Origin of the sequence: Pseudomonas sp. p99-361 (genome assembly GCF_003935475.1) — a bacterium.
Classification (GTDB): domain Bacteria; phylum Pseudomonadota; class Gammaproteobacteria; order Pseudomonadales; family Pseudomonadaceae; genus Aquipseudomonas; species Aquipseudomonas juntendi.
In genome coordinates, this window is the sequence record NZ_RHQO01000041.1 from 1 (window position 1) to 24,996 (window position 24,996).

Below are 24,996 nucleotides of genomic sequence, written 5' to 3' on the forward strand. Positions count from 1 at the left end.
TGGCCCGAAACAAACGTAGGAGCGAGCGCAGCTCGCGATGCGCCGCGCGGGCGGCGCTCGATCTCACAGGCGCTGAAAGAATCGAGGCGAGCCACCGGTTGACCACCCGCCAACCACTGCGTAGCCTTGCCACTTCGAGGTTCTTCGGCCAGGCCGAAGCTAAGACGGGAACGCGGTACAAGCCGCGGCTGCCCCCGCAACTGTAAGCGCCGACAACGGATCGACACAGCCACTGCGCCAACGCGCGGGAAGGCGTCATCCCGCCAGACTGCTGCCGTGGCAGGCAACTGGAACGGTGCAAGCCAGGAGACCTGCCTCGTCACGTTTTCGACTTTCAACCGGGCGGGGTGATCCGGTGGCGAACAAGCCCGGCCGGCCTGGCCGGTGGCTGTCGTCCTGCATGCCCGCGCCATACTGCCAAGGGCACTGCGACATGAAAACACTGGCCAAGCTCCCCGTTACCATCGTTACCGGCTTTCTCGGCTCGGGCAAGACCACGTTGCTGCGCCACATGCTCGACAACGCCCAGGGCCGCCGCATCGCGGTCATCGTCAACGAGTTCGGCGAACTGGGCATCGATGGCGAAATCCTCAAGCAATGCAGCATCGGTTGCACTGAAGAAGAGGCCACCGGCCGCGTTTACGAGCTGGCCAACGGCTGCTTGTGCTGCACCGTGCAGGAAGAATTCTTCCCGGTGATGCGCGAGCTGGTGGCACGCCGTGGCGACCTGGACCACATCCTGATCGAGACCAGCGGCCTGGCCCTGCCCAAACCGCTGGTGCAGGCCTTCCAGTGGCCGGAAATCCGCAACGCCTGCACCGTCGACGCCGTGATCACCGTGGTCGACAGCCCGGCGGTGGCTGCCGGCACCTTTGCCGCCTACCCGGACCAGGTCGATGCGCAGCGCAAGCTGGACCCCAACCTGGACCACGAGTCGCCCCTGCATGAGCTGTTCGCCGACCAGCTCGCCAGCGCTGACCTGGTGGTATTGAACAAGGCTGACTTGATCGACGCCGAAGGCCTGGCCAAGGTGCGTGCCGAAGTCGCCGAAGAACTGCCCGCCGCAGTGAAAGTGGTCGAAGCCAGCAGCGGCAAGCTGCCACTGGAAGTGCTGCTGGGCGTGGGCGCCGAGTCCGAGGCGCACATCGATGGCCGCCGTACCCACCACGACTCGCACCACGACGGCGACGACCATGACGATCATGACCACGACGCCTTCGACTCCATCTCCATCGACCTGCCGGAAGCCGACGAAAGCCTGCTGCTCGATGCCCTGAGCCAGCTGGTGGTGGAGTTCGGCATCCTGCGTGCCAAAGGCTTCGCTGCCATCCCGGGCAAGCCGATGCGCCTGCTGGTGCAAGGCGTGGGTACCCGTTTCGACAAGCACTTCGATCGTGCCTGGCGTGCCGACGAGCCGCGCATCACCCGCCTGGTGCTGATCGGCCAGGACCTTGATGCGGCCCAGCTGGAAGCGCGCCTGCGCCAGGCCTTGGGCGCCTGACCCATGCACCTGCTGCGGACCCAGCCCGGCGGCTTTGTGCCGGATGACAGCATCGCCGACCTTGGCCAGACACCCGCCGAACTGGTGATACTCTGCAGCGGCGATTCTCACCTGGCATTGCTGGCCGACACGGCCGAGCAATTGCCCGCAGGCTTCCCCAGTCTGCGCCTGGCCAACCCGATGCAGGTGCAGAACCACGCCTCGGTCGACCTGTACGTTGACCAGGTGCTGCGCCATGCCAAGGTCATCCTGGTGTCGCTGCACGGTGGCGTCGGTTATTGGCGCTATGGCATAGAACAACTGGTCGAACTGGCGGCCCGTGGCGTGCAACTGATCCTGGTGCCGGGCGACGACCGCCCGGACCCGGAACTGACCAGCCTGGGCAACGTCACCGGCGCGCAGGCCGAACGCCTGTGGCACTACCTGCGCCAAGGCGGCAAGGCCAACGCCATCAACCTGTTCAACTGCCTAGCCAGCCAGTGGCTGGGCCGCGACTATGCCTGGGACGAGCCGCAGCCGTTGCCGCGCACGGCGGTGTACCACCCACAAAAGGGCAGCGCGGCGCTGGAGGACTGGTACCCGCAGTGGCACCCCGAAAACCCGGTAGCGCCGCTGCTGTTCTACCGCTCGCACCTGCAAGCGGCCAACACCGCGTTCATCGACGTGTTCTGCCAGCGCCTGCAGGCGGCCGGTCTGAATCCATTGCCGATCGCCGTGGCCAGCCTGAAGGAAAGCGCCTGCCTGGAGCAGGTCGAAGCCTGGCTGGACGAGGTCGGCGCCGAGGTGCTGGTCAACACCACCGGTTTTGCCCTGTCCAGCCCCGAACGCCCCAACCTGCGCCCGTTCCGCCGTGATATCCCGGTGTTGCAGGCCATTTGCGCGCAGGACAACCAGCCCGGCTGGGAAGCCAGCGAGCAGGGCCTGGGTGCGCGCGACCTGGCCATGCACATTGCCTTGCCCGAACTGGACGGGCGCATCATCACCCGGCCGGTCAGTTTCAAGGACATGGCCTGGCGCAGCGAGCGCAGCCAGTCGGACGTGGTGTGCTACCGCGCCCACCCCGAACGCATGGACTTCGTCGCCGAGCTGGCGCGCCGTTGGGTAGAGCTGGCGCGCCTGCCCAATGGGCAGAAGCGCGTGGCCCTGGTGCTGGCCAATTACCCGACCCGGGATGGCCGTATTGGCAACGGTGTTGGCCTGGATACGCCCGCTGCGGCCCTGAACATCCTCAAGGCCTTGCAGGCCGAAGGCTACCCGGTGGCCGACCTGCCGGGCAGTGGCACGCAGCTGATCCAGCAGTTGCTCGGTGGCGTGACCAACGACCTCGACCACCTCGACCAGCGCCCTTGCGCCCAGAGCTTGAGCCTGGCCGACTACCAGGCTGCGTTCGCGCGCCTGCCCGAAGCCAACCGCCAGGCGGTACTGGAACGGTGGGGGGCACCCCAGCAGGACCCGATGTTCCGCAGTGGCCGGCTGATGGTCGCCGGCCTGCGGTTTGGCCTGACCTTTGTCGGCATCCAGCCGGCACGTGGCTACCAGGTGGACCCCAGCGCGGTCTACCACGACCCCGACCTGGTGCCGCCACATGGTTACCTGGCGTTTCACTTCTGGCTGCGCCATGCCTTCGCTGCCGACGCGGTGATACACGTTGGCAAGCACGGCAACCTCGAATGGCTACCAGGCAAGGGCGTAGGGCTGTCGGCGCAGTGCTGGCCGGACGCCTTGCTCGGCCCGCTGCCGAACATCTACCCGTTCATCGTCAACGACCCCGGTGAGGGCGCCCAGGCCAAGCGCCGTACCCAGGCGGTGATCATCGATCACCTCATGCCACCGCTGACCCGTGCCGAGACTTACGGGCCGTTGCGCCACCTGGAGCAACTGGCCGACGAGTTCTATGAGGCGCAACTGCTCGACCCTCGGCGGGCACGCGAGTTGCAGCGCGACATCCTCGAACTGGTCAAGGCCAACCATATCGACCGCGAGCTGCAGCTGGAGGGGCAGTTGGACGATGCTGCCGTATGGCTGCCGCGCCTGGACACTTACCTGTGCGACCTCAAGGAGTCGCAGATCCGCGACGGCCTGCATGTGTTTGGCCAATCGCCTGCCGGGCGCCTGCGGCTGGATACGCTGCTGGCGTTGCTCAGGGTCGAGCGCGGCGATGGCCGAGGCGGCAATGCCAGCCTGCTACGCACCTTGGCCAAGGCGCTGGTACCCGGCTTCGACCCGCTGGATTGCGAACTCGGCCAGCCGTGGCAGGGCGCCCGCCCCGAGGCGTTGCAAGCGGTAAGCAGCGCGGCATGGCGCACCTGTGGCGATACGCGGGAGCGCCTGGAACTGTTGGCGCTACACCTGATCGAGCAGGCGCTGGCCGGCACTGCCCAGCTACCTGACAGTGCCGCATGGCACCCCGTGCATGCGGTGCTGCAAGCCCTGTGCATGGAGGTGACGCCGGGCCTGGATGCCTGCGGCAGCGCAGAAATGCAGGGCTTGCTGGCGGCGCTGGCCGGGCGCTTCGTGCCGGCCGGGCCCAGTGGCGCGCCCAGCCGTGGCCGCCTCGATGTGCTGCCCACCGGCCGTAACTTCTTCACCGTGGACGTGCGCAACCTGCCTACCACCACGGCCTGGCGCCTGGGCTTCGCCTCGGCCAACCTGATTCTTGAACGCCACCTGCAGGACCATGGCGACCACCTGCGCCAGTTGGGCCTTTCGGTGTGGGGTACCGCTACCATGCGTACCGGCGGCGACGACATCGCCCAGGCCATGGCGCTGATGGGCGTGCGGCCGGTGTGGGCCAGCGGTAGCCAACGGGTCGATGACTTCGAGATCTTGCCGCTGAGTTTGCTCGACCGCCCACGGGTGGACGTGACCTTACGCGTTTCCGGGTTCTTCCGCGATGCCTTCGGCAACCTGATCCGCCTGTTCGATGCCGCGGTGCAAGCGGTGGCGGCGCTGGACGAGCCCGACGACCTCAACCCCCTGGCTGCCCGTGTACGCACCGAGCGCGCTGCGCTGCAGGCCCAGGGTGCAAGCGCCGAACAGGCCGCTCGGCAGGCTGGCTGGCGGGTGTTCGGGGCCAAACCCGGCGCCTACGGTGCCGGGGTGCAGAATGCCATCGACGGCCGCTTGTGGCACAGCCGCGAAGACCTGGCCGAGGTCTACCTCAACTATGGCGGCTATGCCTACGGCGGCAGCGATGACGGCACCCCGGCCCGCGCCCAGTTCGCCCAGCGCCTGGCCAAGGTCCAGGCGGTGTTGCAAAACCAGGACAACCACGAGCACGACCTGCTCGATTCCAACGACTACTACCAGTTCCAGGGTGGCATGCTGGCGGCTTCGGAAACCCTGGGCGGGGCCGGCGTGGCCAGTTACCACGGTGACCACAGCCAGGTGGACCGGCCGCGCATCCGCACCTTGAAAGAAGAGCTGAACCGGGTGATCCGCGCCCGTGCGCTGAACCCCAAGTGGATCGATGGGGTCAAGCGACATGGCTACAAAGGCGCCTTCGAGATGGCGGCGACGGTGGACAACCTGTTCGCCTTCGACGCCACCACGCACCTGATCGACGACCATCATTACCAGGGGCTGGCCGACGCCTATGTGCTCGACCCGGCCACCCGCGACTTCATGCGCGAGCACAACCCCGAGGCCTTGCGTGACCTTACCGAGCGCCTGCTGGAGGCCCAGCAACGTGGCCTGTGGCAAGCGCCTGGTGACTACCGCGAAGCGCTTGAGGAGCAACTGCTCGACGGCGAGGAACAGGCTTGACATGAGTGAACCCGTACAATTTCCGCTGGCGGCCGTGGTGGGTGCCGAGGACCTGAAGCTGGCCCTGTGCCTGACGGCTATCGACCCGAAAATCGGCGGCGTGCTCATCGAAGGCCCGCGCGGCATGGCCAAGAGCACCTTGGCCCGTGGCCTGGCCGACCTGCTGGGTGAGGGCCCGTTCGTGACCCTGCCGCTGGGTGCCAGTGAGGAACGGTTGGTCGGTACCCTGGACCTCGACGCCGCGCTTGGCCAGGGCAAGGCTCAGTTCTCCCCAGGGGTGCTGGCCCAGGCCGATGGCGGCGTGCTGTATGTGGATGAAGTCAACCTGCTGCCAGATACTTTGGTCGACCTGTTGCTTGACGTGGCCGCCAGCGGTACCAACCGCGTCGAGCGCGACGGCATCTCGCACCGCCACAGCGCCCGCTTCGTGCTGATCGGCACCATGAACCCGGAAGAAGGCGAACTGCGCCCGCAGTTGCTCGACCGGTTCGGCCTTAATGTGGCCCTGCAAGGTTTGCCCGAACCTGCGGCCCGGCAGCAGATCATCCGTCGGCGCCTGGCCTTCGACCATGACCCGCAGGCTTTTTGCGCGCAATGGGCGCAGGCGCAGGCGCAGTTGCGCGAGCGCTGCCAGGCGGCGCGCCATGTGCTGGCGGGCATTGCGCTGGACGACCAGGCACTGGCCTGGATCACCGAGCGCTGTTTTGCTGCTGGCGTGGATGGCTTGCGCGCCGACCTGGTCTGGCTGCGCGCGGCGCGCGCCCACTGTGCCTGGCGCGGTGGTGCAGCCATCGAAGAAACCGACGTGGAGGCCGTAGCCGAATTTGCCTTGCGCCATCGCCGCCGGGTGGCGCCACAGGCCAATCCGCCAGCCCCCCCGCAACAGGCCGAACAGCCGGCCGGCAGCAACCCTGGTGAACAAGGCGGGCAGGGCGATTGGGGTGCATTGCCCGCGCAGCCGGTGGCCAGTGGCGCCCGTCGCGAGGTGCCAAACTGGGCAAAAAAGCCCTGAGCCCTCCCCAGCCACACGCCATAGGGGGGGATGCCAAGGCGGGTGCAGGCAAGCAGCACGGTGCCAGCCGGGGGCGCGCACGCGACGCGTTGGCAGGTCGGGTCGCCTGGCTGCCGACCTTGCTCAAGGGGCGCCCACGCCAGCGCCAGGACCTGTGCTGGCAGCAACGCCGGGCCAGGCCTGCCGAACTGTGGCTGGTGATCGTCGATGCGTCGGCTTCAACCCGCCGCCACCAGGCCCTGGCGCAAACCAAGGGGGTATTGGCAGCACTGTTCGATCAGGCTTATCGCCAGCGTGCTCGCCTGGCGCTGCTCACGGCCAGCGGGCGCACGCCGCAGTGGCAGCGCCATGGCCTCAAGGCGTCGGCGGCCTTGCAGCCATGGCTACAGGCGTTGGGGGCTGGCGGGGGCACGCCACTGTTCGCAGCCCTGGAGCAGGCCCGGCATTGGCTGCAGGTACGCCAGCGGGCACACCCGCAAGAAGTGCTGCGCTGCCTGGTGTTTACCGATGGGCGCGTGCAGCACAGCAACACGGTCCAACCCATGCCTTGTGCCACGCTGTTGGTGGACATGGAACTGGCACCGGTACGGCTAGGGCGTGCCCAGCGCCTGGCCGAGCAATTGCACGCGGATTATCAGCACTTGCACCACTTCAAGCTGGCGTATTGAAGAGGGGCACTGCGGCACAATGTCGCAAGTGACAAAGTTGTCAGGCCTGCACGATGAAAGTTGCACAAGTGCGTGGCGCTGCACGCACTTGTTATAGGCGCCGGTATTATTTAGGCATCGACCACGGTTGCAGGTCGTAACCTTTTTCGCACAATTCGGCGCGCACTTCCTCGATCAGGCTGGCCCACTGCGCGGGGTCGGAGTAGATGCGCGAAGACACCTGCTTGGCGCCAATGCGGGTGTTGGTCCGGTCGATCACTGCCAGGCTGAGTTCACCAGTGCCATTGGGGGCATCCCAGGCTACGCACTGGAAGGGTTCGAAGGCGTGGTCGGCAATCAGCAGTGCTTCGTTGACACGGAGCGGGGCATTCATGGTTCGGTCTCTCTATGGTCCCAAACAGCGAAGTAAGTCCGCGTTGCTTAAAAGTCGCCTCAGGTGCGCGAAGTGCAGCGCGGGGTTATGTGTACTGATGCTCGCTGTGCGGTAGCAAGTCACACATTGCGAATAAATTTTTTGCCAGGGCTATCTCCGTTATTCCCTGCGCCGCCATGTGATGTCGTTAAAGTGCGAAAATTCCCGTGGGCGTTTGTAAAAAAATGCGTCGGCAGACGGACGGTACTGGGCAGTGTCAACTTCGTTGCTACTGTTAAACGGGCGCCACAACTTGCTGTTTTACTTTAAAAAAATCAAACAATGGCGCCAAGGATCGGTCATGCAACAGCCTGCCGCGCAACGCCGTTTGCTGATCGTCGACCCCTGCGACGATTGCCACCGCCTATTGCCGGGCCTGCGCAACGCCGGCTGGGATGTCGACAGCTGCATGCTCGCCGCCGCACTGGACCACCCCTGCGATGTGGGCCTGCTGCGCTTGCAGGCCGCGCACCTGCGGCACCCGGACGCGGTCAAGGACATGATCAAGCGCAGCAACACCGAGTGGATCGCCGTGCTGAGCGCCGACCAACTGCGCATGCCAGCCTTCGGTGACTTTGTATGTGAGTGGTTTTTCGACTTCCACACCTTGCCGTTCGACGTCTCGCGGGTGCAGGTCACCCTGGGCCGGGCGTTCGGCATGGCGCGCCTGCGCGGCAAGGGTGCGGTCAAGGTCGATGAAGCGAACGACGAGTTGCTCGGTGACAGCCGGCCGATTCGCGAACTGCGCAAGCTGCTGGGCAAACTGGCGCCTACCGAATCACCTGTGCTCATCCGCGGTGAAAGCGGCACTGGCAAGGAGCTGGTGGCGCGCACGCTGCACCGCCAGTCGCAGCGCAGTGATCAGCCGTTCATCGCCATCAACTGTGGCGCCATCCCTGAGCATTTGATCCAGTCCGAATTGTTCGGCCACGAGAAAGGCGCTTTTACCGGGGCGCACCAGCGCAAGGTCGGCCGTATCGAAGCGGCCCACGGCGGCACCTTGTTCCTGGACGAAATTGGCGACTTGCCGCTGGAACTGCAGGCCAACCTGCTGCGCTTTTTGCAGGAGAAGCACATCGAGCGGGTAGGCGGCAGCCAGCCAATACCGGTGGATGTGCGGGTGTTGGCGGCGACCCACGTGGACCTGGAACGGGCCATTGAGCAGGGGCGTTTTCGCGAAGACCTGTATTACCGCCTGAACGTATTGCAGGTGGTGACAGCACCGCTGCGCGACCGGCACGGCGACTTGTCCATGCTAGCCAACCATTTTGCCCATTTCTACAGCCTGGAAACCGGGCGCCGGCCGCGCTCCTTCAGTGAAGACGCCTTGGCAGCCATGGGCCACCATGACTGGCCGGGGAACGTTCGCGAGCTGGCCAACCGCGTACGCCGCGGGCTGGTGCTGGCCGAAGGGCGGCAGATCGAGGCGCAGGACCTGGGCTTGCAGTTGCACGACCAGGAACAGCAGCCGTTAGGCACCCTGGAAGAATACAAGCACCGCGCCGAGCGCCAGGCCTTGTGCGATGTGCTCAACCGGCACAGTGACAACCTGAGCATGGCTGCCAAGGTGCTGGGTGTTTCGCGGCCGACGTTCTACCGCTTGTTGCACAAGCACCAGATACGCTGAGCGTTACGCCACGGCACCTGGGCGAACATCACCCAGGGCCGAACCCCTCAATGCGGCCCTCGCGGGATGGTCTTGAGCAGGTCTTCGGGGCTGATGTGCCCAACCACTTGTGCGACCGCGCTGCCCGGTGTCGGCAGGTCGATGATATGGCTCTTCATCTTGCCGATCACATGCATCTCGCACGGCTTGCAGTCGAATTTCAGCGTCAGTACCTCGTCGCCCTGAATCAGCTGCATGGGCGCGACCTTGGTGCGTACGCCGGTGACACCCTTGGCCTGCTTGGGGCACAGGTTGAAGCTGAAACGCAGGCAGTGCTTGGTGATCATCACCGGCACCTCGCCGTGCTCTTCATGGGCCTCGTAGGCGGCGTCGATCAGTTGCACGCCATGGCGGTGGTAGAAGTCGCGAGCCTTCTGGTTGTACACGTTGGCCAGGAACGACAGGTGCGACTCGGGGTACACCGGCGGCGGCGTGGTCTCGGCCTTGCGCGCGCCGCGTGGGTGGGCCTGTACCCGCGCGGCGGTCAGTGCCTCGATGGCCTCGCGGCGCAGGGCCTTGAGCTGCGAGTTGGGGATGAAGTACGCCTGCGGGGCGTCCAGCTCGATACGGTCGGCGTGGTACATAGTGGTACCCAGCTGGCCGAGCAGGTCGTGCAGTTGCTCCAGTGCCTGCTGGGGCTTGTTGGCGACGCCGAACGGGCCCTCCAGGGCTACCTGCACACTGACCCCTTCCTCGCTGCTCAGGGTCAGCAGCAGGCGTTGCTCGCGCAGCACCGCGTGCCACTCCACGCCCACCCGGCGTTCGGAGGACGTGCGCTGCAGGGCCTGTTGCCAGTTGTGGTCCAGGTTGCGCGACAACGGGTGGTTGGGGCGCAGCTTGTGCAGTCCTTCGGGCATTTCATTGGGCTCGACGCGGTAGCGGTAGCGTGTTTGGCCGTCTTCTTCAAACTCGCCGCGGGGCTCGGCGATGTTGGCGCGAAAACCCAGCACTTCGCGTTTGACCAGCACATTCAGGCCGTCGCCGTTGGTCAACGGCACGTCGGTCACCACGTGCAGGTCGCGCTTGCCGACCTTTTCCACCACGCCCACCGGCAGGCCGGTGAAGGTTGGCGAGTCGAACGCGCCGATATCGACCTTGCGGTCGGTGACGAAGTAGTCGGTGCTGCCGCGGTGGAAGGTCTTGTCCGGGTCGGGCAGGAAGAAGTGCTCGGTGCGCCCGCTGGAAGCGCGGGCATAGTGCGGGCGGCCTTCCAGGATGGCGTCCAGTTCCTTGCGGTAGTGGGCCGTGATGTTCTTCACATAGCCCATGTCCTTGTAACGCCCTTCGATCTTGAACGAGCGCACGCCGGCATCGACCAGGTCGGCCAGGTTGGCGGTCTGGTTGTTGTCTTTCATCGACAGCAGGTGTTTCTCGAACGCGACCACGCGGCCCTGGTCGTCCTTGAGGGTATAGGGCAGGCGGCAGGCCTGCGAGCAGTCGCCACGGTTGGCGCTGCGCCCGGTTTGCGCGTGGGAGATGTTGCACTGGCCGGAAAATGCCACGCACAGTGCACCATGGATGAAGAACTCGATGGCCGCGTCGGTTTCGGCGGCGATGCTGCGGATTTGCTGCAAATTCAGCTCGCGGGCCAGCACCAGTTGCGAGAAACCGGCCTGGTCGAGGAATTTCGCCCGCTCCAGGGTGCGAATGTCGGTCTGGGTGCTGGCGTGCAGCTCGATCGGCGGGATGTCCAGCTCCATCACCCCCAGGTCCTGCACGATCAGTGCATCGACACCGGCGTCATGCAACTGGTGGATCAGCTTGCGCGCCGGCTCCAGCTCGTTGTCGTGCAAGATGGTGTTAATGGTGGTGAACACGCGCGCATGGTACCGATGGGCGAACTCGACCAGTTCGGCAATGTCGCTGACTTCGTTGCAGGCATTGTGGCGCGCGCCGAAGCTTGGGCCGCCGATGTAGATGGCATCAGCGCCGTGCAGGATCGCCTCACGGGCGATGGCCACGTCACGCGCAGGGCTGAGCAGTTCCAGCTGGTTCTTTGGAAGGGACATGTCGTTGTATTTTCGGGCTGTCACGGGTTAGGCGCGCATTGTAGCGGCGAAACGGGCTGGCGGCACCCTTGGGCTGCCCGAAGGTGTGCAGCCAGGGTGCGAGGGGGCGGCAACGTCGGTCGGTCAGCGCTTGGCGGCCATCGCCGTCACTTCGACGCGCATGCCGTCGAACGCCAGGGCGGCCACCCCAACGGCGGCACGTACCGGCCAGGGTTTGCTGAAGAAGCGCTGGTACACTTCGTTGAATGCCGCGCGGTCGGCCATGTCGGTCAGGTAGATGGTCAGATGCAGCACGCGGTCCATGCCGCTGCCGGCTTTTTCCAGCGCCACTTTCAAGGCCTGCAGGGTGCACTCGCTTTGCGCGACGATGTTACCCAGCTCCAGGCTGCCGTCGGCACGGGTCGGGATCTGGGTGGTGACCAGCACGCCGTTGTACTCGGCGACGTCGGAAGAAATCGAGTCGGCGTCCGGGTCGGGGGTATAGATGATGTCAGCTTGAGCCATGGTGTGGTTTGCCTTGCAACGGAAGGAAACGGCAAGCCTACGCGAGCGCAACGCACCGGTCGAGCGCACCCCGGCGTTTGTAAAGCGCGGCGTTCACCGGCAAAATCGCGGCCGATTGCCAGACCAGAGGTTTACGTTGAACGAACAGACTTTGTCCCGGCGCCTGGAGCGCGTGGCTGCCTATGTGCCGCAGGGCGCGCGCCTGGCCGACATTGGCTCGGACCACGGCTTCCTGCCGGTGGCGTTGATGCTGCGCGGGGTGATCGAGGCCGGGGTGGCCGGTGAGGTGGCGCAGGTGCCGTTCGCCTCGGCCCAGCGCACGGTGAGCCGCAACGGCCTGGAGGCCTCTGTGGCCGTGCGCCTGGCCGATGGCCTGGCAGCCATCGAGCCACAGGACCGTATCACGGTGGTCAGCCTGTGCGGCATGGGCGGCGACACCATGTGCGCCATCCTGCAGGCAGGCCCGCAGCGCCTGGCCGGCGTCACCCGCCTGGTAATGCAGCCCAACGGCGGTGAGCGCGAACTACGCCAGTGGCTGGCCGGCAATGGCTACCGGATCGTCCACGAGGAACTGCTGCGGGAAAACCGCTTCGACTACGAGATCATCGTCGCCGAGCCGGGTAGGGCGGTGTACACCGCTCAACAGCTGTACTTCGGGCCGTTGCTGATGCAGGAAAAAAGCGCGGCGTTCCTGGGTAAATGGCAGCGCATGCTGCGCCAGAAGCAGCACACCCTGGCCAATTTCCAGCGGGCCCGGGGCGCTGTGCCGCAGGCGAAGATAGACGACTTCAACCAGCAGGTGGGCTGGATAACGCAGCTGCTGGCGTGAGTCACTGTTGTGGGCAGTTGCTCATCTCGCGGTAACTGATTTCGTGCTTCTGGTCATGGTGGTCGAGGTACACCATGTGAGCGGTGCCGATCTGGCAGTCGCCAACGTTGCTGGGCGGGGTGATGGAAATCACTTTGGCCACATCCAGGTCCATGCCGTATGCATAGTTGCTACTGGCTGGCTGATCGTTGTCCGTGGCTGCGAGGGCTGCGCACGAAGCCAAGGCAGCGGAAATGGCGATTACAGCGAGGGAGGGTTTCATGGCTGGCTCCTTTTACAATGTATGACTAAGGATGTATTCAAAGGCCTTACACAATAAATGGGCTAAGTCGTTATAGATTCCTGCCTTTAACGTAACAATAACACCCAGTAAGGAGCTCACTTTCATGGACATGCTGCATGCCATGCGTACCTTCGCCCGTGTGGTGGAATGCGGCAGCTTCGCGGCGGCCGCCAACGCCCTGGACATCTCTGCGGCACAGGTTTCGCGCATCGTGGCGGAGCTGGAAAACCAGTTGCAGACCCGCCTGTTGCACCGCACCACCCGGCGCTTGCGCATGAGCGAGGCCGGCGAGCGGTTTCTCGAGCGGGCGCGGCAGATCATGCTGCTGACCGAAGAAGCGGTGGGCGAGGCCCGTGGTGCGCACCTGACGCCGCGTGGGCGGTTACGCCTGCACTGTCCCCATGGCCTGGGGCTGTTGCTGATGCCGCTGGTGGCCGGCTACAACGCGTTGTGCCCGGAGGTGGTGATCGAGCTGACCCTGTCACAGCGCAACCCCGACCCGCTGGCCGAAGGGCATGATGTGGTGATTACCGTTGACGGCGCGTTGCCCGATTCGCAGCTGATCGCGGTGCCGCTGGGCAATATCTTCAGTATCCCCTGCGCGGCCCCGGCCTACCTGGAAGCCAATGGCGTACCGGAAAGCCCCGAAGACTTGCACGGCCATCGTTGCCTGCGCATGTCGTACCCCCTGTACGAAGGTGACTGGGTGTTCCCGCAGGGTGTCGACCAGTGTGTGATCGTACCGAAGGACGGTTTCTCCACCAATGTTGCCGATGCCATGCTGGTGGCCAGCGAGTTGGGCATGGGCATAGGCCTGTTGCCGTTCTACACCGCCAGCCAGGCGATCGGGCAGGGGCGCCTGTGCCGCCTGTTGGCGCCGTATCGGCTGCGCGAGAGTGCGCTGTATGCAATTTACCCGTCACGGCACTACCTGGATGCCAAGGTGCGTACCTGGATCGACTACCTCAAGGAGCAGTTGCCAGCGCTGTTCGAAAGGCACGCCGAGCTGGTGGACGACGCCCGCTACTGGCGCTAGGTGGGCAGAGCCTGGCGCCAGGGCCCGGTCGTCGACCTACTAAAGCGTGTAGTGCTTCAGCTCCCGCGCAATCAGCATGCGCTGGATTTCGCTCGACCCTTCGTAGATCTGGGTGATCCGGGCATCGCGGTAGTAACGCTCTACCGGGTAGTCTTCCAGGTAGCCGTAGCCGCCATGCACCTGGATCGCCATCGAGCACACCCGTTCGGCCATTTCCGAGGCGAACAGCTTGGCCTGGGATGCCTCTGACAGGCACGGCCTGCCGGCGCTGCGCAGGCGCGCAGCATGCAAAATCAGCAGCCGCGCAGCGTTTACTTGCACCTGCATGTCGGCCAACAGGTTGGCGATGCTCTGGTGCTCGTTGATCGGCTTGCCGAATTGCACACGGTCCCGTGAATAACCCAGCGCTGCTTCGAACGCCGCACGGGCGATGCCCAGCGCTTGCGCGGCGATACCGATCCGGCCCCCTTCAAGGTTGGACAAGGCGATGGCCAGGCCCTTGCCGCGCTCGCCCAGCAGGTTGGCGGCCGGTACACGGCAGTTGTCGAACGTGACCGCGCAGGTATCAGAGGCGCGGATGCCCATCTTGTGTTCGCTGCGGTCGACTTTGAAGCCCGGGTTGTCGGTAGGCACCAGAAAGGCCGACAGGCCCTTTTTGCCCAGGTCCGGGTCGGTTACCGCAAACACGATCGCCAGGCCGGCACGCCGGGCATTGCTGACGAACTGCTTGGCGCCATTGATTACCCATTGGCCGTCTACCAACTCTGCGCGGGTCCGCAGGTTATGCGCCTCGGAGCCGGCTTGCGGCTCGGTCAGGCAGAAGCAGCCGATCACTTCACCCGTGGCCAGGCGTGGCAGCCATTGCTGCTGTTGGTCGGCCGTGCCATATGCCAACAGCGGGCCGCAACCCACGGAGTTGTGAATGCTCATCATCGCCCCGGTGGCGCCACAACCGGCGGAAATTTCCTCTACCGCCAGGGCATAGGCGACGTAGTCGGTGTAGCTGCCGCCAAAATCTTCGGGCACGACCATGCCCAGCAGGCCCAGTTCGCCCATCTTGCGTACCACGTCGTCATCGATCCAGCCGGCCTTTTCCCAGGCCTGGGCGTGCGGGGCGATTTCGCCACGGGCAAAATCGCGCGCCATGTCGCGGATCATGATCTGTTCTTCGCTCAGTTCCAGGTCTTGCATCGGTGTACTCCCGGGCTCACAGGCCTTCGAAGAATTGGTCGACCCGCTGGCGTTGCAGTGCAGCCAGGGTAGGTGGGTTCCAGCGCGGTTGCTTGTCCTTGTCGATGATCAGGGCGCGTACGCCTTCGATGATATCGCCATGCTGGAACCACTGGCGGTCCAGGTGCAGCTCCATGGCAAAGCACGCCTCCAGGTCCCGTTGGCGGCCCCGGCGCAGCATCTCCAGCGTAACGGCCATGGCCAGCGGTGAGCGGCTTTCCAGCTGATCGGCGGTGGCCGTGGCCCAGGCGTGGCTGTCGCCAATGCTGACTGTGCGCAATTGCTCGACGATGGCCGGCAGGTCGGGCAGGGCGAAGAAGTGGTCGATGACCGGGCGCAGTTTTTCCAGCGGGGCATCCTCCAGCACCTGGCTACCGAGCCTGGCCAGCAGGCCCTGCAGGTCCTTGAGCGGGTGGTCGCCGAAAATCAGCTGGTCCAGGCCTTGATCCAGGGCGGCGAGCTGGTCGCTGGCCAGGTACCAGTCGGCCAGGCCGCAATACAGCGCGTCGGCGGCCTGCACCTGTGCGCCGCTCACACCCAGGTAGATGCCCAGCTCGCCAGGGAGGCGCGACAGAAAATAACTGCCGCCCACGTCGGGAAAATAGCCAATGCCGACTTCAGGCATACCCAGGCGGCTGCGCTCGGTCACCACGCGCAGGTCACAGCCCTGAGCCAGGCCCATGCCACCGCCGAGGGTGAAGCCGTCCATCAGCACCAGCACCGGTTTGCGGTAACGGTGGATGGCCAGGTCGAGGGCATACTCCTCGACGAAAAAGGTCTCATGCAGCGTATCGCCGGCCTTGAAGCTGTCGTGCAGCGAACGGATGTCGCCACCGGCGCAAAAACCCTTGGGGCCTGCACCGCGCAGCACCACCGCCCGTACGTGCGGGTCCCGGGCCCACTGTTCCAGGTGGTGGCGCAGGCTACGGACCATGTCCAGGGTAAGGGCATTGAGGCCGGCGGGGCGGTTCAGTGTCAGGTGGCCGACCTGGTTGCGGACCTCGGCCAGTACATGGTCGGTGGCTGAGGTATAAGCGTGCGCAGTCATTGCCTTCTCCCTGCTTTGTTATTGATTTTCCAAGTGAAGTCTGGATTTCGCTGGAGGATCTGGCGATCCTTGCATGCGAATTTGCCTTGTACAATCGACAAATCTGCAGGGGGAATCTGCATTTTTGCGTGCCTGGCAGTGTTGCCACTCTAGCAAGGTTTGAGGTTTACCGGGCTGGCATGGTGGATGGGCGCCGATGTTCTTGGTGTTTTGGTCCACCAGAATCACGATCATTAACCTTAGCGTAATGATCCAGCGCCGAGCTTGATTGATGCCCGGCTGGCCCCCGCCCTAAGGTGACCCCACGACAGCGAACCCGTGGAGTCACCATGACAACAACACAGAATCCACCGCCGCAATGGTCGCGACGGCGTGCCGAGAAGCAACGCCGCCTCGATCAGGTCTGCCACCTTGCCGACGGTGCGGTGCTGCCCAGCGAGCGTATCGTCGAAGCACTGGAGCTGTTGCTGGCCCCCGGCGACCGGGTGGTGCTGGAAGGCAACAACCAGAAGCAGGCCGACTTCCTCTCGCGTTCGCTGGCCAAGGTCGACCCTGGGCGCCTGCACGACCTGCACATGATCATGCCCAGCGTCAGCCGTGCAGAGCACCTGGACTTGTTCGAGCGCGGCATCGCCCGCAAGCTGGATTTTTCCTTCGCCGGGCCACAAAGCCTGCGCATTGGCCAGTTGCTTGAAGACGGCTTGCTCGAAGTCGGCGCGATCCACACTTATATCGAGTTGTACTCGCGGCTGCTGGTCGATCTGATCCCCAACGTGACCCTGGTGGCAGGCTTCATGGCCGACCGTGAAGGCAACCTGTACACCGGGCCCAGCACCGAAGACACCCCGGCGCTGGTGGAGCCGGCCGCGTTCAGCGACGGTATCGTCATCGCCCAGGTCAACCAGCTGGTCGACCGTGTGGATGACCTGCCGCGGGTCGATATCCCGGCGTCATGGGTCGATTTCGTGGTGGTTGCCGACCAGCCTTTCTACATCGAACCGCTATTCACCCGCGACCCACGTCACATCAAGCCAGTGCATGTGCTAATGGCGATGATGGCCATTCGCGGCATCTACGAAAAACACCAGGTGCAGTCGTTGAACCATGGCATCGGCTTCAATACCGCTGCCATCGAGCTGATCCTGCCCACCTACGGCGAGTCGCTGGGGCTCAAGGGCAAGATCTGCCGCAACTGGACCCTCAACCCGCACCCTACGCTGATCCCGGCTATCGAAAGCGGCTGGGTGCAAAGCGTGCATTGCTTTGGCACCGAGCTGGGCATGGAGGACTACATCGCCCAGCGGCCCGATGTGTTCTTCACCGGCCGTGACGGTTCGCTGCGCTCCAACCGCATGATGTGCCAGCTGGCCGGGCAGTACGCCGTGGACCTGTTCATTGGCGCGACCCTGCAGGTAGACGGCGATGGCCATTCGTCGACAGTCACCCGCGGCCGCCTGGCCGGCTTTGGCGGGGCGCCGAACATGGGCCACGACCCCCGGGGCCGGCGCCATGCAACGCCGGCCTGGCTCGACATGACCGTGCCGCAAACCCTGCTGGAGCGCGGCCGCAAGCTGGTGGTGCAGATGGTCGAAACCTACCAGGAAGGCGGCAAACCGACCTTCGTGGAAACCCTGGATGCGGTGGCCGTGGCGAAAAAGGCCGGCATGCCGCTGGCCCCGGTGATGATCTACGGTGACGACGTTACCCACCTGTTGACCGAAGAGGGCATTGCCTACCTGTACAAGGCCCGCAGCCTGGAAGAGCGCCAGCAGATGATTGCCGCTGTGGCCGGGGTTACCGCCATCGGCCTGCGGCATGACCCGAAAGACACTGCGCGCCTGCGCCAGCAAGGCCTGGTCGCATTGCCCGAAGACCTGGGCATCCGCCGCACCGACGCCAGCCGCGAGCTGCTGGCAGCGCGCAGCGTTGCCGACCTGGTTGAATGGTCCGGCGGCCTGTACAACCCGCCGGCACGGTTCAGGAGCTGGTGATGAAAGCACACGACTTGCGCCTTGAACCTGTTACGGCCCCTGTGGGCGCGGGTTTACCCGCGAAGAGGCCAGCCCACACAACCCGGATTCAACTGCCAGACCACCTGGCCGACCTGGCCGTGGAAGCCCTGATCGACGAAGCCGAGCTGTCCCCCAAACCCGGCCTGGTCGACCGCCGCAGCAACGGCGCTCACACCGACATGACCCTGGCCCTGATGCACGCCTCGGCCCTGGCCCTGTGGCCCTGCCTGCGCAACATGGCTGCAGCCGCGCAAACCATTGGCACCATCGGCCAACCCCTGCGCGCCAGCTTGGGCCAGCTCGGCCGTGAAGGCGAAGCCGCGATGCTGGCCGCGACCCATGGGGTCAACACCCACCGCGGCGCAATCTGGGCCCTGGGCCTGCTGGTCGCCGCCAAGGCCCTCGACCCCGATGCCGACGCCAGCACGGTGGCCGTTCGGGCCGGGCGCATCGCCCTGTTCGACGACCCGGCCATGCCGCAGCAGCACAGCCATGGCCTGCAGGTGCGCCAGCGCTATGGCCGCAGCGGTGCCCGCGAACAGGCCCAACAAGGCTTCCCTGCGGTTATCGGCCACGGCTTGCCACACCTGCAATGCAGCCGTGCCAGCGGTGCCAGTGAGGCCAACGCCCGGCTCGATGCCTTGCTCGCCATCATGGCCGTGCTCAGCGATACCTGTGTGCTGTGGCGCAGCGGCCCTGCCGGGCTGGCCGCCGTGCAGCAGGGCGCCCGCGCGGTACTGGGTGCCGGGGGCAGTGCCACCCTGGCCGGGCGCCGCCACCTGCGTGCGCTGGACCAGCAACTGCTGCAGCTGAACGCCTCACCGGGCGGCGCCGCCGATCTACTGGCCGCCTGCCTGTTCCTCGACAAAGCCGGGAGCCTGTGACATGGAAACCCTGACCTTCGATTTCCCCGCCGCCGAACCGGGGCGTGGCCGCACGCTGGTGGGCTGTGTCAGCTCCGGCGACCTTGAAGTACTGATCGAACCCGGCACCGCCGGCCACCTGCAGATCCAGGTGGTGACTTCGGTCGATGGCAGCGCCGCGCGCTGGGCGCAACTGTTCCAGCGCCTGTTCGAGGGCCGCGCCTGGCCGGCCGTGAACATCGACATTCATGACTTCGGCGCCACCCCGGGGGTGGTCCGCCTGCGCCTGGAACAAGGCTTCGAGGAGATCGCCCATGACTGACACCGCACGTCTGCTGCGAAGCCGCAGCTTCGTAGAACTGGGTGCCCGGCAGCGCGCCCGCGCCGTGCTCGACCCGGGCAGTTTCCGCGAGCTGCTCGGCCCCTTCGACCGGCTGATGTCGCCTTGGCTGCCCTTGCAGGGCATCGTGCCGCAGGCTGACGACGGCGTGGTCATCGCCAAAGGCACGCTGAACGGGCGCAATGCGGTGGTCGCCGCTATCGAGGGCGGCTTCCAGGGCGGCAGCATGGGCGAGGTGGGCGGCGCCAAGATTGCCGGGGCGTTGGAGCTGGCCATCGAAGACAACCGCAATGGCATCCCCACGTGTGCAGTGCTGCTGCTCGAAACCGGCGGTGTGCGGTTGCAGGAAGCCAACCTTGGCCTGGCAGCGATTGCCGAAATCCAGGCGGCGATTGTCGAACTGCGGGCCTGGCAGCCGGTAATCGGGCTGATTGCAGGTTCCGTCGGGTGCTTCGGCGGCATGTCGATCGCCGCTGGCTTGTGCAGCCATTTACTGGTCACCCGCGAGGCCCGCCTGGGCCTCATCGGGCCTCAGGTCATCGAACAGGAAGCCGGCATTGCCGAGTATGACGCCAAGGACCGGCCGTTCATCTGGAGCCTGAGCGGCGGCGAACAGCGCCATGCCAGCGGGCTGGTCGATGGCTATGTGGCCGATGACATCCAGGCGCTGCGCGACTGCCTGCTGCAACTGCTCGACTCGCCTGGCGCTGACCGCGCCCGGCAACACGCCTGGTACCTCGAGCGCCTGGCCCGGCTGGGCGCCGAGTGCCCGCAACTGGACGCTGCCGCTGTGCGTGCCCTTTACCAAGGAGAAGCCCAATGAACCGTGCCATGAACTGGTTGCCGGGCCTGGCGGGCGGCCAACCCTTGCCGGGCTACCCGGCGTCGTTGCAGGTTATCGATGGCGAACTGGACAACCGCCTGGCGCGCTTTATCGCCGTGGTCCCCGACCCCGCCAATCCGTTCCCCCGCGCCCGCGGGGGCGAAGTCGGCCTGCTGGAGGGTTGGGGCCTGGCCAAGGCCGTGAGCGACGCGGTCGACGCTGACAGCCAGGGGCACAAGCGCGCAATTGTCGCGGTAATCGATGTGCCCAGCCAGGCCTACGGTCGCCGTGAGGAGGCCTTGGGTATCCATCAGGCCTTGGCTGGCGCTGTGCAGGCTTACGCCCAGGCCCGGCTGGCCGGTCACCCGGTAATCGGGCTGCTGGTCGGCAAGGCCATGTCTGGCGCTTTTCTTGCCCACGGCTACCAGGCCCAGCGCCTGATCGCCCTGGACGATGCCGGGGTAATGGTGCATGCCATGGGCAAGGCGGCAGCCGCGCGGATTACCCTGCGCAGTGTCGAGCAACTGGAAGCGTTGGCCGCCGAGGTGCCGCCCATGGCCTATGACCTGGCCAGCTATGCGTCACTGGGCCTGCTGTGGCGTCGGTTGACGGTGGCCAACGCCGAAGCGCCTGGCAGCGCCGACATTGCCCGGGTGCGTGCCTGCCTTGCCGACGCGGTCCGCGATATTGGCAGCTCGACCGACCTGTCGTCGCGGCTGGCGGGCGAACACCGCAGTGCCTCGCGGCAAGTGCGTGAGCAACTGCGCCGCCAATGGCAGGGTGCCTGAGGTGAACGCGCCACGCCCCCATGACCTGCTGTGGGGCATGCCCACTTCGGCCCTGCCGGCCGACGCGCCGCTGTGGGCACGGGAAGTGTTGGCCGGCGGCCAGCCGGTGGTCGTGCGCCGCGCGGTGTGTGACGCCGGCTGGGTCGCCGTGGGCGTGCGTGGCCAAGGGCGGGCGCAGCGCCTGGCAGCGTTGATGCGGGTTGGCGACATTCAACGCCAGCAGGCCCCCGAAGCCTTGCAGCGGCCAACACAGCGCGCCTGGCCAGCATTGCAGGCCCTGGCCTGGGTAGCGCCAATGCTCGATGCCTGCGGCCTGGCCTGGGGGCCGACAGGTGGCGTGGGTTACCAGATTGCAACGGGTATCGACGTGCTGCACGCCGACAGCGACCTGGACATACTGGTACGCACGCCGCAACCGCTGGCGCGTATACAGGCCCGCACGCTGTTGGCGATGCTGGACGGCGCGCCATGCCGTATCGATGCGCAGCTGGAAACCCCGGGCGGTGCTGTGGCGTTGCGCGAGTGGGCCGGTTTCGCCCAGCGCGTGTTGCTCAAGTCGCCCGTGGGGCCATGCCTGTGCGAAGACCCGTGGGCTGTACGGGAGCGTGCCGCATGAGCACTCTGTTCGCGTTCCCGGGCCAGGGTGCCCAGCAGGTCGGCATGTTGCAGCGCCTGCCCGAAGGCAGCGCGCCGGTGCTGGAAGAGGCCAGCGATGCCCTTGGCCAGAACGCACTGGCGTTGGACAGCGAGCACGCCCTGCAGTCGACCCGCGCCGTGCAGCTGTGCCTGCTGCTCAGTGGCGTGGCCTGGGCGCGCTGGTTGATGCAGCGCAGCCCAGGGCCGGATTGCGTGGCGGGCTTGTCGGTCGGCGCCTACCCGGCGGCAGTGGTGGCCGGTGCTCTGGGCTTTGCCGACGCTGTGCGCCTGGTTGCCCTGCGCGGCGAACTGATGCAACGGGCTTATCCGCGTGGCTATGGCATGACTGCGCTCAGTGGCCTGGAGCTGGCCAGTGTCGAGCGCTTGCTGGGCGAGGTGGGCGGCGAGGTGTATGTCGCCAACCTCAACAGCGAGCAGCAGATCGTCATTGCCGGCAGCGAAACGGCGATGGCGGCGGTGGCGGCCCGCGCGCGAAGCCTGGGCAGGGGCATCGCGCGCCGGCTGGCAGTCAGCGTGCCATCGCATTGCCCGTTGCTGGCTGGCCCGGCAGCAGAGCTGGCTGCGGCCTTCGCTGCGGTCGAACTGCAGCGGCCACGTATCACTTACCTCAGTGGCAGCAGCGCACGGGTGATAGTCGACCCGCAGCGCCTGCGCGACGATCTGGCCGGCAACATGGCGCGCCGGGTGGACTGGCGGGCAGCGTTGCGCAATGCCTATGAACGCGGCGTGCGCCTGCACCTGGAAATGCCGCCTGGCAGCACGCTCAGCGGCCTGGCCCGGCCGGTGTTCGAACAGGGCAGGGTGCTGGCGGTGGAAGGCACCCGATGGGACAGCCTGGATGCGCTGCTGCGCCAGGAGGTGGCGGACCGGCGATGATGGCGGGCAGCTCGCCAGCTGGCACGGGCTACGCCCGTTAACGAAGCCAGTGCGGCGCTTGCGGATTTACCGATGGCGAAGAACAACAACAAGCAACTTCGACACTACCTGAGGACAACAACAATGATCATCTATGGTGTGGCACTGCTGGCAGTCTGTACGCTGGCTGGGGTTATCGTCGGCGACTTCCTGGGCGTACTGCTGGGCGTCAAATCCAATGTAGGCGGGGTCGGCATCGCCATGATCCTGCTGATCTGCGCACGCCTTTACATGCACCGTCACGGTGGCATGAGCAAGGAGTGCGAGTTCGGTGTGGGCTTCTGGGGGGCCATGTACATTCCGGTCGTGGTGGCCATGGCGGCGCAACAGAACGTGGTCACTGCCCTGCACGGCGGGCCGGTGGCGCTGCTGGCTGCGATAGGTGCGGTGCTGGTGTGCGGTGCGACCATTGCACTGATCAGCCGCAGCCACCGCGGCGAACCGCTCCCAGCGGTCGAGGCGCCACCCCAGGCCAATGGGCATGCTGCCCCTGCAGGAGGGCGCTGAACATGTGGCCGATCATTGATAATGCCCTGGAACATAACGGCCTGATCACTGCCTTCGCGGTGGTGGGCGGCATCATGTGGCTGTCGGTGTTGTTGTCCAGGTACCTGACCTTCGGCCGCGTGCACGGCTCGGCCATCGCCATTGTCATCGGGCTGGTGTTGGCCTGGGTGGGCGGCACCCTCACAGGCGGCCAGAAAGGCCTGGCCGACATGGCGCTGTTTTCCGGCATCGGCCTGATGGGCGGGGCCATGCTGCGCGACTTCGCCATCGTTGCCACGGCGTTCGAGGTGCAGGCCACCGAGGCTCGCCGTGCCGGGATGATCGGCGCGGTGGCGCTGCTGCTCGGCACGGTCTTGCCATTCATTGTCGGGGCGGGCGTGGCGTACGCCTTTGGTTACCGCGACGCGGTGAGCATGACCACTATTGGTGCCGGCGCCGTGACGTACATCGTCGGCCCGGTGACCGGCGCGGCGCTGGGTGCCAGTTCGGACGTGATGGCCCTGTCGATCGCCACCGGTTTGATCAAGGCGATTCTGGTGATGGTATTCACCCCGGTATCGGCCCGTTTGCTGGCGCTGGACAACCCACGCTCGGCAATGGTGTTCGGCGGTTTGGCGGGGACTGTGTCGGGTGTGACCGCCGGGTTGGCGGCGACGGACCGGCGGCTGGTGCCTTATGGGGCACTGACCGCCACGTTCCATACCGGCTTGGGGTGCCTGATGGGGCCGTCGATCCTGTACTTCTGTGTGCGAGGGTTGGTGGGGTAGACAACCGGGCTGCATGGCAGCCCGTTGGCTCAGTGGGCCTGGCTCTGGGCAGCCGGTGCAGGGTCGGCGGGCTCCAGCGGCGGATGCTCTTGCGCGGCATGCATCAGGTCTTCGGTTACCCGCAGTTCGGCACCGGTGGGCGAGAACGTGGTCGAGGCGGCGAAGGGCGCCGGGTGTTCTGCCGCCGGGCGCTTGCCACGGCGCCACATGAAGAAGCACAGCATCGCCAGGTTGACCACGGCAAACGCCCAGAACAGTCCGGCCTCGCCAAACTCGGTCATCATCGGCGAAATGGCCACCGGTGCCATGGCCGAGCCCAGTGAGTTGATCAGCAGCAAACCCTGGATCATCGGCACCAGCGCATCGGACGGTGCGCGGTCGGCGGCATGGCTGACCGCGACCGGGTACAGGGTGAACACGCCTCCGCCCAACAGGAACAGCATGGCCGGCAGCAGGAACGAGTCCGAGGGCAGGAAGACCGTGACCAGTGACAGCACAACGCACAAGGCGGCCAGCGCCAGCAGTACGTCCAGGCGGTCTTTGCGGTCCGACCAGCGCCCGACCGGGTACTGCAACAGCATGGCGCCAAGGATGACCCAGGCCATCATGTTGCCGACTTCGCCCACCTCCAGGCCGATGCGTTGCAGGTACAGCGGCAGCAGGGCATAGATGCCGGCGATGGCGACGCCCGAGCCGAAGCAACCCACCAGGCCCGAGGGGGCCACGCCCAGCAACTGCCGGGGCTTGAGGGGTTCGACCTGCTCCAGCAAGGGCGATACCCGCGGCAGGATCACGATGGGCAGCACCGACAGCGCGGCGAGCACGCCGGCCAGCATGAACGGCGCGGTATCGCCCAACTGGGTGATCTCCCCCAGGCCGGCCTGGGCGATGACCCCGGCGCCATAGAAGGCGATCATGTACAGCGCCAGCAGGCGGCCGCGGATTTTCGCGTCGCCGGCCAGCAGCAGCCAGCTTTCGATCACCAGGAACACGCCCACGGCGGCCCAGCCGTTGATCAGGCGCAGCACCGACCACCAGGTCACGTCGTAGAACAAGCCCTGCAGCAAGATGGTCACGGCAATCAGCGAGGCGAAGCTGGTATAGGCGCGAATGTGGCCGATGCGCAGGATCAGCCGGTCGTTGAAGATGGCGCCCAGTGTGAGGCCGATGAAGTAGGTCGACGAAACGATGCCAATGGTGGTGGCAGACTCACCGGCAGCGCCCAGGCGCAGGGTGGTGAGGGAAGACATGAAGCCGTTGCCCAGGGCGATGATGAACAGCCCGAGCAGGGGCGCCAGCGCCATGGCCAGCAAACGCGGAGACATAGGTACCTCTGGTTGGATGAGCGGAATGAGCGCCTT

The 24,996-nt window shown here is 65.8% G+C and carries 23 protein-coding genes and 1 riboswitch; of the genes, 16 read left to right on the forward strand and 7 right to left on the reverse strand.

What is annotated here, in order from left to right; translation table 11 throughout:
* The first annotated feature begins 120 nt into the window (after window positions 1-120).
* Window positions 121-334: riboswitch (cobalamin riboswitch) on the forward strand.
* Window positions 335-433: 99 nt separating this feature from the next.
* From cobW to EGJ22_RS17530, 4 genes are all read left to right on the forward strand, one after another.
* Window positions 434-1,501 (forward strand): cobalamin biosynthesis protein CobW, encoded by a 1,068-nt coding sequence (gene cobW / locus EGJ22_RS17515; protein WP_029887953.1) that lies wholly within the window; start codon window positions 434-436, stop codon window positions 1,499-1,501.
* A 3-nt stretch (window positions 1,502-1,504) separates the two neighbouring features.
* A complete protein-coding gene (gene cobN / locus EGJ22_RS17520; protein ID WP_029887954.1) occupies window positions 1,505-5,266 on the forward strand; it encodes a cobaltochelatase subunit CobN in 3,762 nt (1,253 codons plus the stop codon).
* Between the two features lies 1 nt (window position 5,267).
* Complete coding sequence (locus tag EGJ22_RS17525) at window positions 5,268-6,278, forward strand: ATP-binding protein (protein ID WP_029887955.1); 1,011 nt, start codon at window positions 5,268-5,270, stop codon at window positions 6,276-6,278.
* Between the two features lie 89 nt (window positions 6,279-6,367).
* Complete coding sequence (locus EGJ22_RS17530) at window positions 6,368-6,946, forward strand: VWA domain-containing protein (protein ID WP_064314484.1); 579 nt, start codon at window positions 6,368-6,370, stop codon at window positions 6,944-6,946.
* A gap of 106 nt (window positions 6,947-7,052) precedes the next feature.
* Here the strand turns inward: EGJ22_RS17530 and EGJ22_RS17535 are convergent, their stop codons facing one another.
* The gene (locus tag EGJ22_RS17535) at window positions 7,053-7,319 is read right to left on the reverse strand and encodes a hypothetical protein (RefSeq protein ID WP_009686703.1); all 267 of its coding nucleotides are present in this window, start codon (window positions 7,317-7,319) and stop codon (window positions 7,053-7,055) included.
* A gap of 340 nt (window positions 7,320-7,659) precedes the next feature.
* On the opposite strand from EGJ22_RS17535, the gene EGJ22_RS17540 reads away from it, so the two are divergent.
* The gene (locus tag EGJ22_RS17540) at window positions 7,660-8,985 is read left to right on the forward strand and encodes a sigma-54 dependent transcriptional regulator (RefSeq protein ID WP_029887225.1); all 1,326 of its coding nucleotides are present in this window, start codon (window positions 7,660-7,662) and stop codon (window positions 8,983-8,985) included.
* 47 nt (window positions 8,986-9,032) lie between these two features.
* On the opposite strand, the gene EGJ22_RS17545 is transcribed toward EGJ22_RS17540, so the two are convergent.
* Both EGJ22_RS17545 and EGJ22_RS17550 read right to left on the reverse strand, forming a co-directional pair.
* Window positions 9,033-11,033: a U32 family peptidase gene (locus EGJ22_RS17545; protein WP_029887226.1), complete on the reverse strand. Its 2,001-nt coding sequence runs from the start codon at window positions 11,031-11,033 to the stop codon at window positions 9,033-9,035.
* Window positions 11,034-11,156: 123 nt separating this feature from the next.
* Window positions 11,157-11,537 (reverse strand): RidA family protein, encoded by a 381-nt coding sequence (locus EGJ22_RS17550; protein ID WP_029887227.1) that lies wholly within the window; start codon window positions 11,535-11,537, stop codon window positions 11,157-11,159.
* A 136-nt stretch (window positions 11,538-11,673) separates the two neighbouring features.
* Here EGJ22_RS17550 and EGJ22_RS17555 point away from each other — a divergent pair, with 136 nt between their 5' ends.
* Window positions 11,674-12,366, forward strand: a complete 693-nt coding sequence (locus EGJ22_RS17555; protein ID WP_029887228.1) for a tRNA (adenine(22)-N(1))-methyltransferase TrmK — start codon at window positions 11,674-11,676, stop codon at window positions 12,364-12,366.
* A gap of 1 nt (window position 12,367) precedes the next feature.
* On the opposite strand, the gene EGJ22_RS17560 is transcribed toward EGJ22_RS17555, so the two are convergent.
* On the reverse strand, window positions 12,368-12,628 hold the full coding sequence (locus EGJ22_RS17560; RefSeq protein WP_029887229.1) for a DUF2790 domain-containing protein: 261 nt from the start codon (window positions 12,626-12,628) through the stop codon (window positions 12,368-12,370).
* Between the two features lie 124 nt (window positions 12,629-12,752).
* On the opposite strand from EGJ22_RS17560, the gene EGJ22_RS17565 reads away from it, so the two are divergent.
* On the forward strand, window positions 12,753-13,685 hold the full coding sequence (locus EGJ22_RS17565; RefSeq protein WP_029887230.1) for a LysR family transcriptional regulator: 933 nt from the start codon (window positions 12,753-12,755) through the stop codon (window positions 13,683-13,685).
* Between the two features lie 39 nt (window positions 13,686-13,724).
* Here EGJ22_RS17565 and EGJ22_RS17570 read toward each other — a convergent pair whose 3' ends face one another.
* Window positions 13,725-14,876, reverse strand: a complete 1,152-nt coding sequence (locus tag EGJ22_RS17570) for an acyl-CoA dehydrogenase family protein (RefSeq protein ID WP_029887231.1) — start codon at window positions 14,874-14,876, stop codon at window positions 13,725-13,727.
* Window positions 14,877-14,892: 16 nt separating this feature from the next.
* The gene (locus EGJ22_RS17575) at window positions 14,893-15,963 is read right to left on the reverse strand and encodes an enoyl-CoA hydratase/isomerase family protein (protein WP_029887232.1); all 1,071 of its coding nucleotides are present in this window, start codon (window positions 15,961-15,963) and stop codon (window positions 14,893-14,895) included.
* A 329-nt stretch (window positions 15,964-16,292) separates the two neighbouring features.
* Here EGJ22_RS17575 and mdcA point away from each other — a divergent pair, with 329 nt between their 5' ends.
* The 9 genes from mdcA to madM all read left to right on the forward strand — a co-directional run bounded on the left by mdcA (window position 16,293) and on the right by madM (window position 23,635).
* Window positions 16,293-17,954: a malonate decarboxylase subunit alpha gene (gene mdcA, locus EGJ22_RS17580; RefSeq protein ID WP_029887233.1), complete on the forward strand. Its 1,662-nt coding sequence runs from the start codon at window positions 16,293-16,295 to the stop codon at window positions 17,952-17,954.
* Window positions 17,954-18,859: a triphosphoribosyl-dephospho-CoA synthase gene (locus EGJ22_RS17585; protein ID WP_029887234.1), complete on the forward strand. Its 906-nt coding sequence runs from the start codon at window positions 17,954-17,956 to the stop codon at window positions 18,857-18,859. Before mdcA ends, EGJ22_RS17585 begins: the two co-directional genes overlap by 1 nt.
* Before the next feature lies 1 nt (window position 18,860).
* Window positions 18,861-19,160: a malonate decarboxylase subunit delta gene (locus tag EGJ22_RS17590; RefSeq protein ID WP_009686716.1), complete on the forward strand. Its 300-nt coding sequence runs from the start codon at window positions 18,861-18,863 to the stop codon at window positions 19,158-19,160.
* Window positions 19,153-20,001, forward strand: coding sequence for a biotin-independent malonate decarboxylase subunit beta (locus EGJ22_RS17595; RefSeq protein ID WP_029887235.1), 849 nt, complete (start codon window positions 19,153-19,155; stop codon window positions 19,999-20,001). The genes EGJ22_RS17590 and EGJ22_RS17595 overlap by 8 nt, the downstream gene beginning before the upstream one ends.
* On the forward strand, window positions 19,998-20,789 hold the full coding sequence (gene mdcE / locus EGJ22_RS17600) for a biotin-independent malonate decarboxylase subunit gamma (RefSeq protein ID WP_029887236.1): 792 nt from the start codon (window positions 19,998-20,000) through the stop codon (window positions 20,787-20,789). The genes EGJ22_RS17595 and mdcE overlap by 4 nt, the downstream gene beginning before the upstream one ends.
* A 1-nt stretch (window position 20,790) precedes the next feature.
* Window positions 20,791-21,405: a malonate decarboxylase holo-ACP synthase gene (locus EGJ22_RS17605; RefSeq protein ID WP_029887237.1), complete on the forward strand. Its 615-nt coding sequence runs from the start codon at window positions 20,791-20,793 to the stop codon at window positions 21,403-21,405.
* Window positions 21,402-22,322, forward strand: a complete 921-nt coding sequence (gene mdcH, locus EGJ22_RS17610) for a malonate decarboxylase subunit epsilon (RefSeq protein WP_029887238.1) — start codon at window positions 21,402-21,404, stop codon at window positions 22,320-22,322. Before EGJ22_RS17605 ends, mdcH begins: the two co-directional genes overlap by 4 nt.
* A gap of 123 nt (window positions 22,323-22,445) precedes the next feature.
* The gene (gene madL / locus EGJ22_RS17615; RefSeq protein ID WP_009686721.1) at window positions 22,446-22,868 is read left to right on the forward strand and encodes a malonate transporter subunit MadL; all 423 of its coding nucleotides are present in this window, start codon (window positions 22,446-22,448) and stop codon (window positions 22,866-22,868) included.
* A 2-nt stretch (window positions 22,869-22,870) separates the two neighbouring features.
* Entirely contained in the window at window positions 22,871-23,635 is a 765-nt protein-coding gene (gene madM / locus EGJ22_RS17620; RefSeq protein ID WP_009686722.1) for a malonate transporter subunit MadM, read from the forward strand.
* Window positions 23,636-23,664: 29 nt separating this feature from the next.
* On the opposite strand, the gene EGJ22_RS17625 is transcribed toward madM, so the two are convergent.
* Window positions 23,665-24,960, reverse strand: a complete 1,296-nt coding sequence (locus EGJ22_RS17625; protein ID WP_009686723.1) for an MFS transporter — start codon at window positions 24,958-24,960, stop codon at window positions 23,665-23,667.
* Between the last annotated feature and the right edge of the window lie 36 nt (window positions 24,961-24,996).

Excerpts from the sequence above, each read along its gene's own strand:
- EGJ22_RS17535 (WP_009686703.1), bottom strand. The coding sequence starts at position 7,319 with ATGAATGCCCCGCTCCGTGTCAACGAAGCACTGCTGATTGCCGACCAC.
- EGJ22_RS17585 (WP_029887234.1), top strand. The coding sequence starts at position 17,954 with ATGAAAGCACACGACTTGCGCCTTGAACCTGTTACGGCCCCTGTGGGC.
- EGJ22_RS17575 (WP_029887232.1), bottom strand. The coding sequence starts at position 15,963 with ATGACTGCGCACGCTTATACCTCAGCCACCGACCATGTACTGGCCGAG.
- EGJ22_RS17560 (WP_029887229.1), bottom strand. The coding sequence starts at position 12,628 with ATGAAACCCTCCCTCGCTGTAATCGCCATTTCCGCTGCCTTGGCTTCG.
- EGJ22_RS17565 (WP_029887230.1), top strand. The coding sequence starts at position 12,753 with ATGGACATGCTGCATGCCATGCGTACCTTCGCCCGTGTGGTGGAATGC.
- mdcE (WP_029887236.1), top strand. The coding sequence starts at position 19,998 with ATGAACCGTGCCATGAACTGGTTGCCGGGCCTGGCGGGCGGCCAACCC.
- mdcA (WP_029887233.1), top strand. The coding sequence starts at position 16,293 with ATGACAACAACACAGAATCCACCGCCGCAATGGTCGCGACGGCGTGCC.
- EGJ22_RS17570 (WP_029887231.1), bottom strand. The coding sequence starts at position 14,876 with ATGCAAGACCTGGAACTGAGCGAAGAACAGATCATGATCCGCGACATG.
- madL (WP_009686721.1), top strand. The coding sequence starts at position 22,446 with ATGATCATCTATGGTGTGGCACTGCTGGCAGTCTGTACGCTGGCTGGG.
- EGJ22_RS17550 (WP_029887227.1), bottom strand. The coding sequence starts at position 11,537 with ATGGCTCAAGCTGACATCATCTATACCCCCGACCCGGACGCCGACTCG.
- cobW (WP_029887953.1), top strand. The coding sequence starts at position 434 with ATGAAAACACTGGCCAAGCTCCCCGTTACCATCGTTACCGGCTTTCTC.
- EGJ22_RS17540 (WP_029887225.1), top strand. The coding sequence starts at position 7,660 with ATGCAACAGCCTGCCGCGCAACGCCGTTTGCTGATCGTCGACCCCTGC.
- EGJ22_RS17595 (WP_029887235.1), top strand. The coding sequence starts at position 19,153 with ATGACTGACACCGCACGTCTGCTGCGAAGCCGCAGCTTCGTAGAACTG.
- EGJ22_RS17590 (WP_009686716.1), top strand. The coding sequence starts at position 18,861 with ATGGAAACCCTGACCTTCGATTTCCCCGCCGCCGAACCGGGGCGTGGC.
- madM (WP_009686722.1), top strand. The coding sequence starts at position 22,871 with ATGTGGCCGATCATTGATAATGCCCTGGAACATAACGGCCTGATCACT.
- EGJ22_RS17525 (WP_029887955.1), top strand. The coding sequence starts at position 5,268 with ATGAGTGAACCCGTACAATTTCCGCTGGCGGCCGTGGTGGGTGCCGAG.
- EGJ22_RS17625 (WP_009686723.1), bottom strand. The coding sequence starts at position 24,960 with ATGTCTCCGCGTTTGCTGGCCATGGCGCTGGCGCCCCTGCTCGGGCTG.
- mdcH (WP_029887238.1), top strand. The coding sequence starts at position 21,402 with ATGAGCACTCTGTTCGCGTTCCCGGGCCAGGGTGCCCAGCAGGTCGGC.
- EGJ22_RS17545 (WP_029887226.1), bottom strand. The coding sequence starts at position 11,033 with ATGTCCCTTCCAAAGAACCAGCTGGAACTGCTCAGCCCTGCGCGTGAC.
- cobN (WP_029887954.1), top strand. The coding sequence starts at position 1,505 with ATGCACCTGCTGCGGACCCAGCCCGGCGGCTTTGTGCCGGATGACAGC.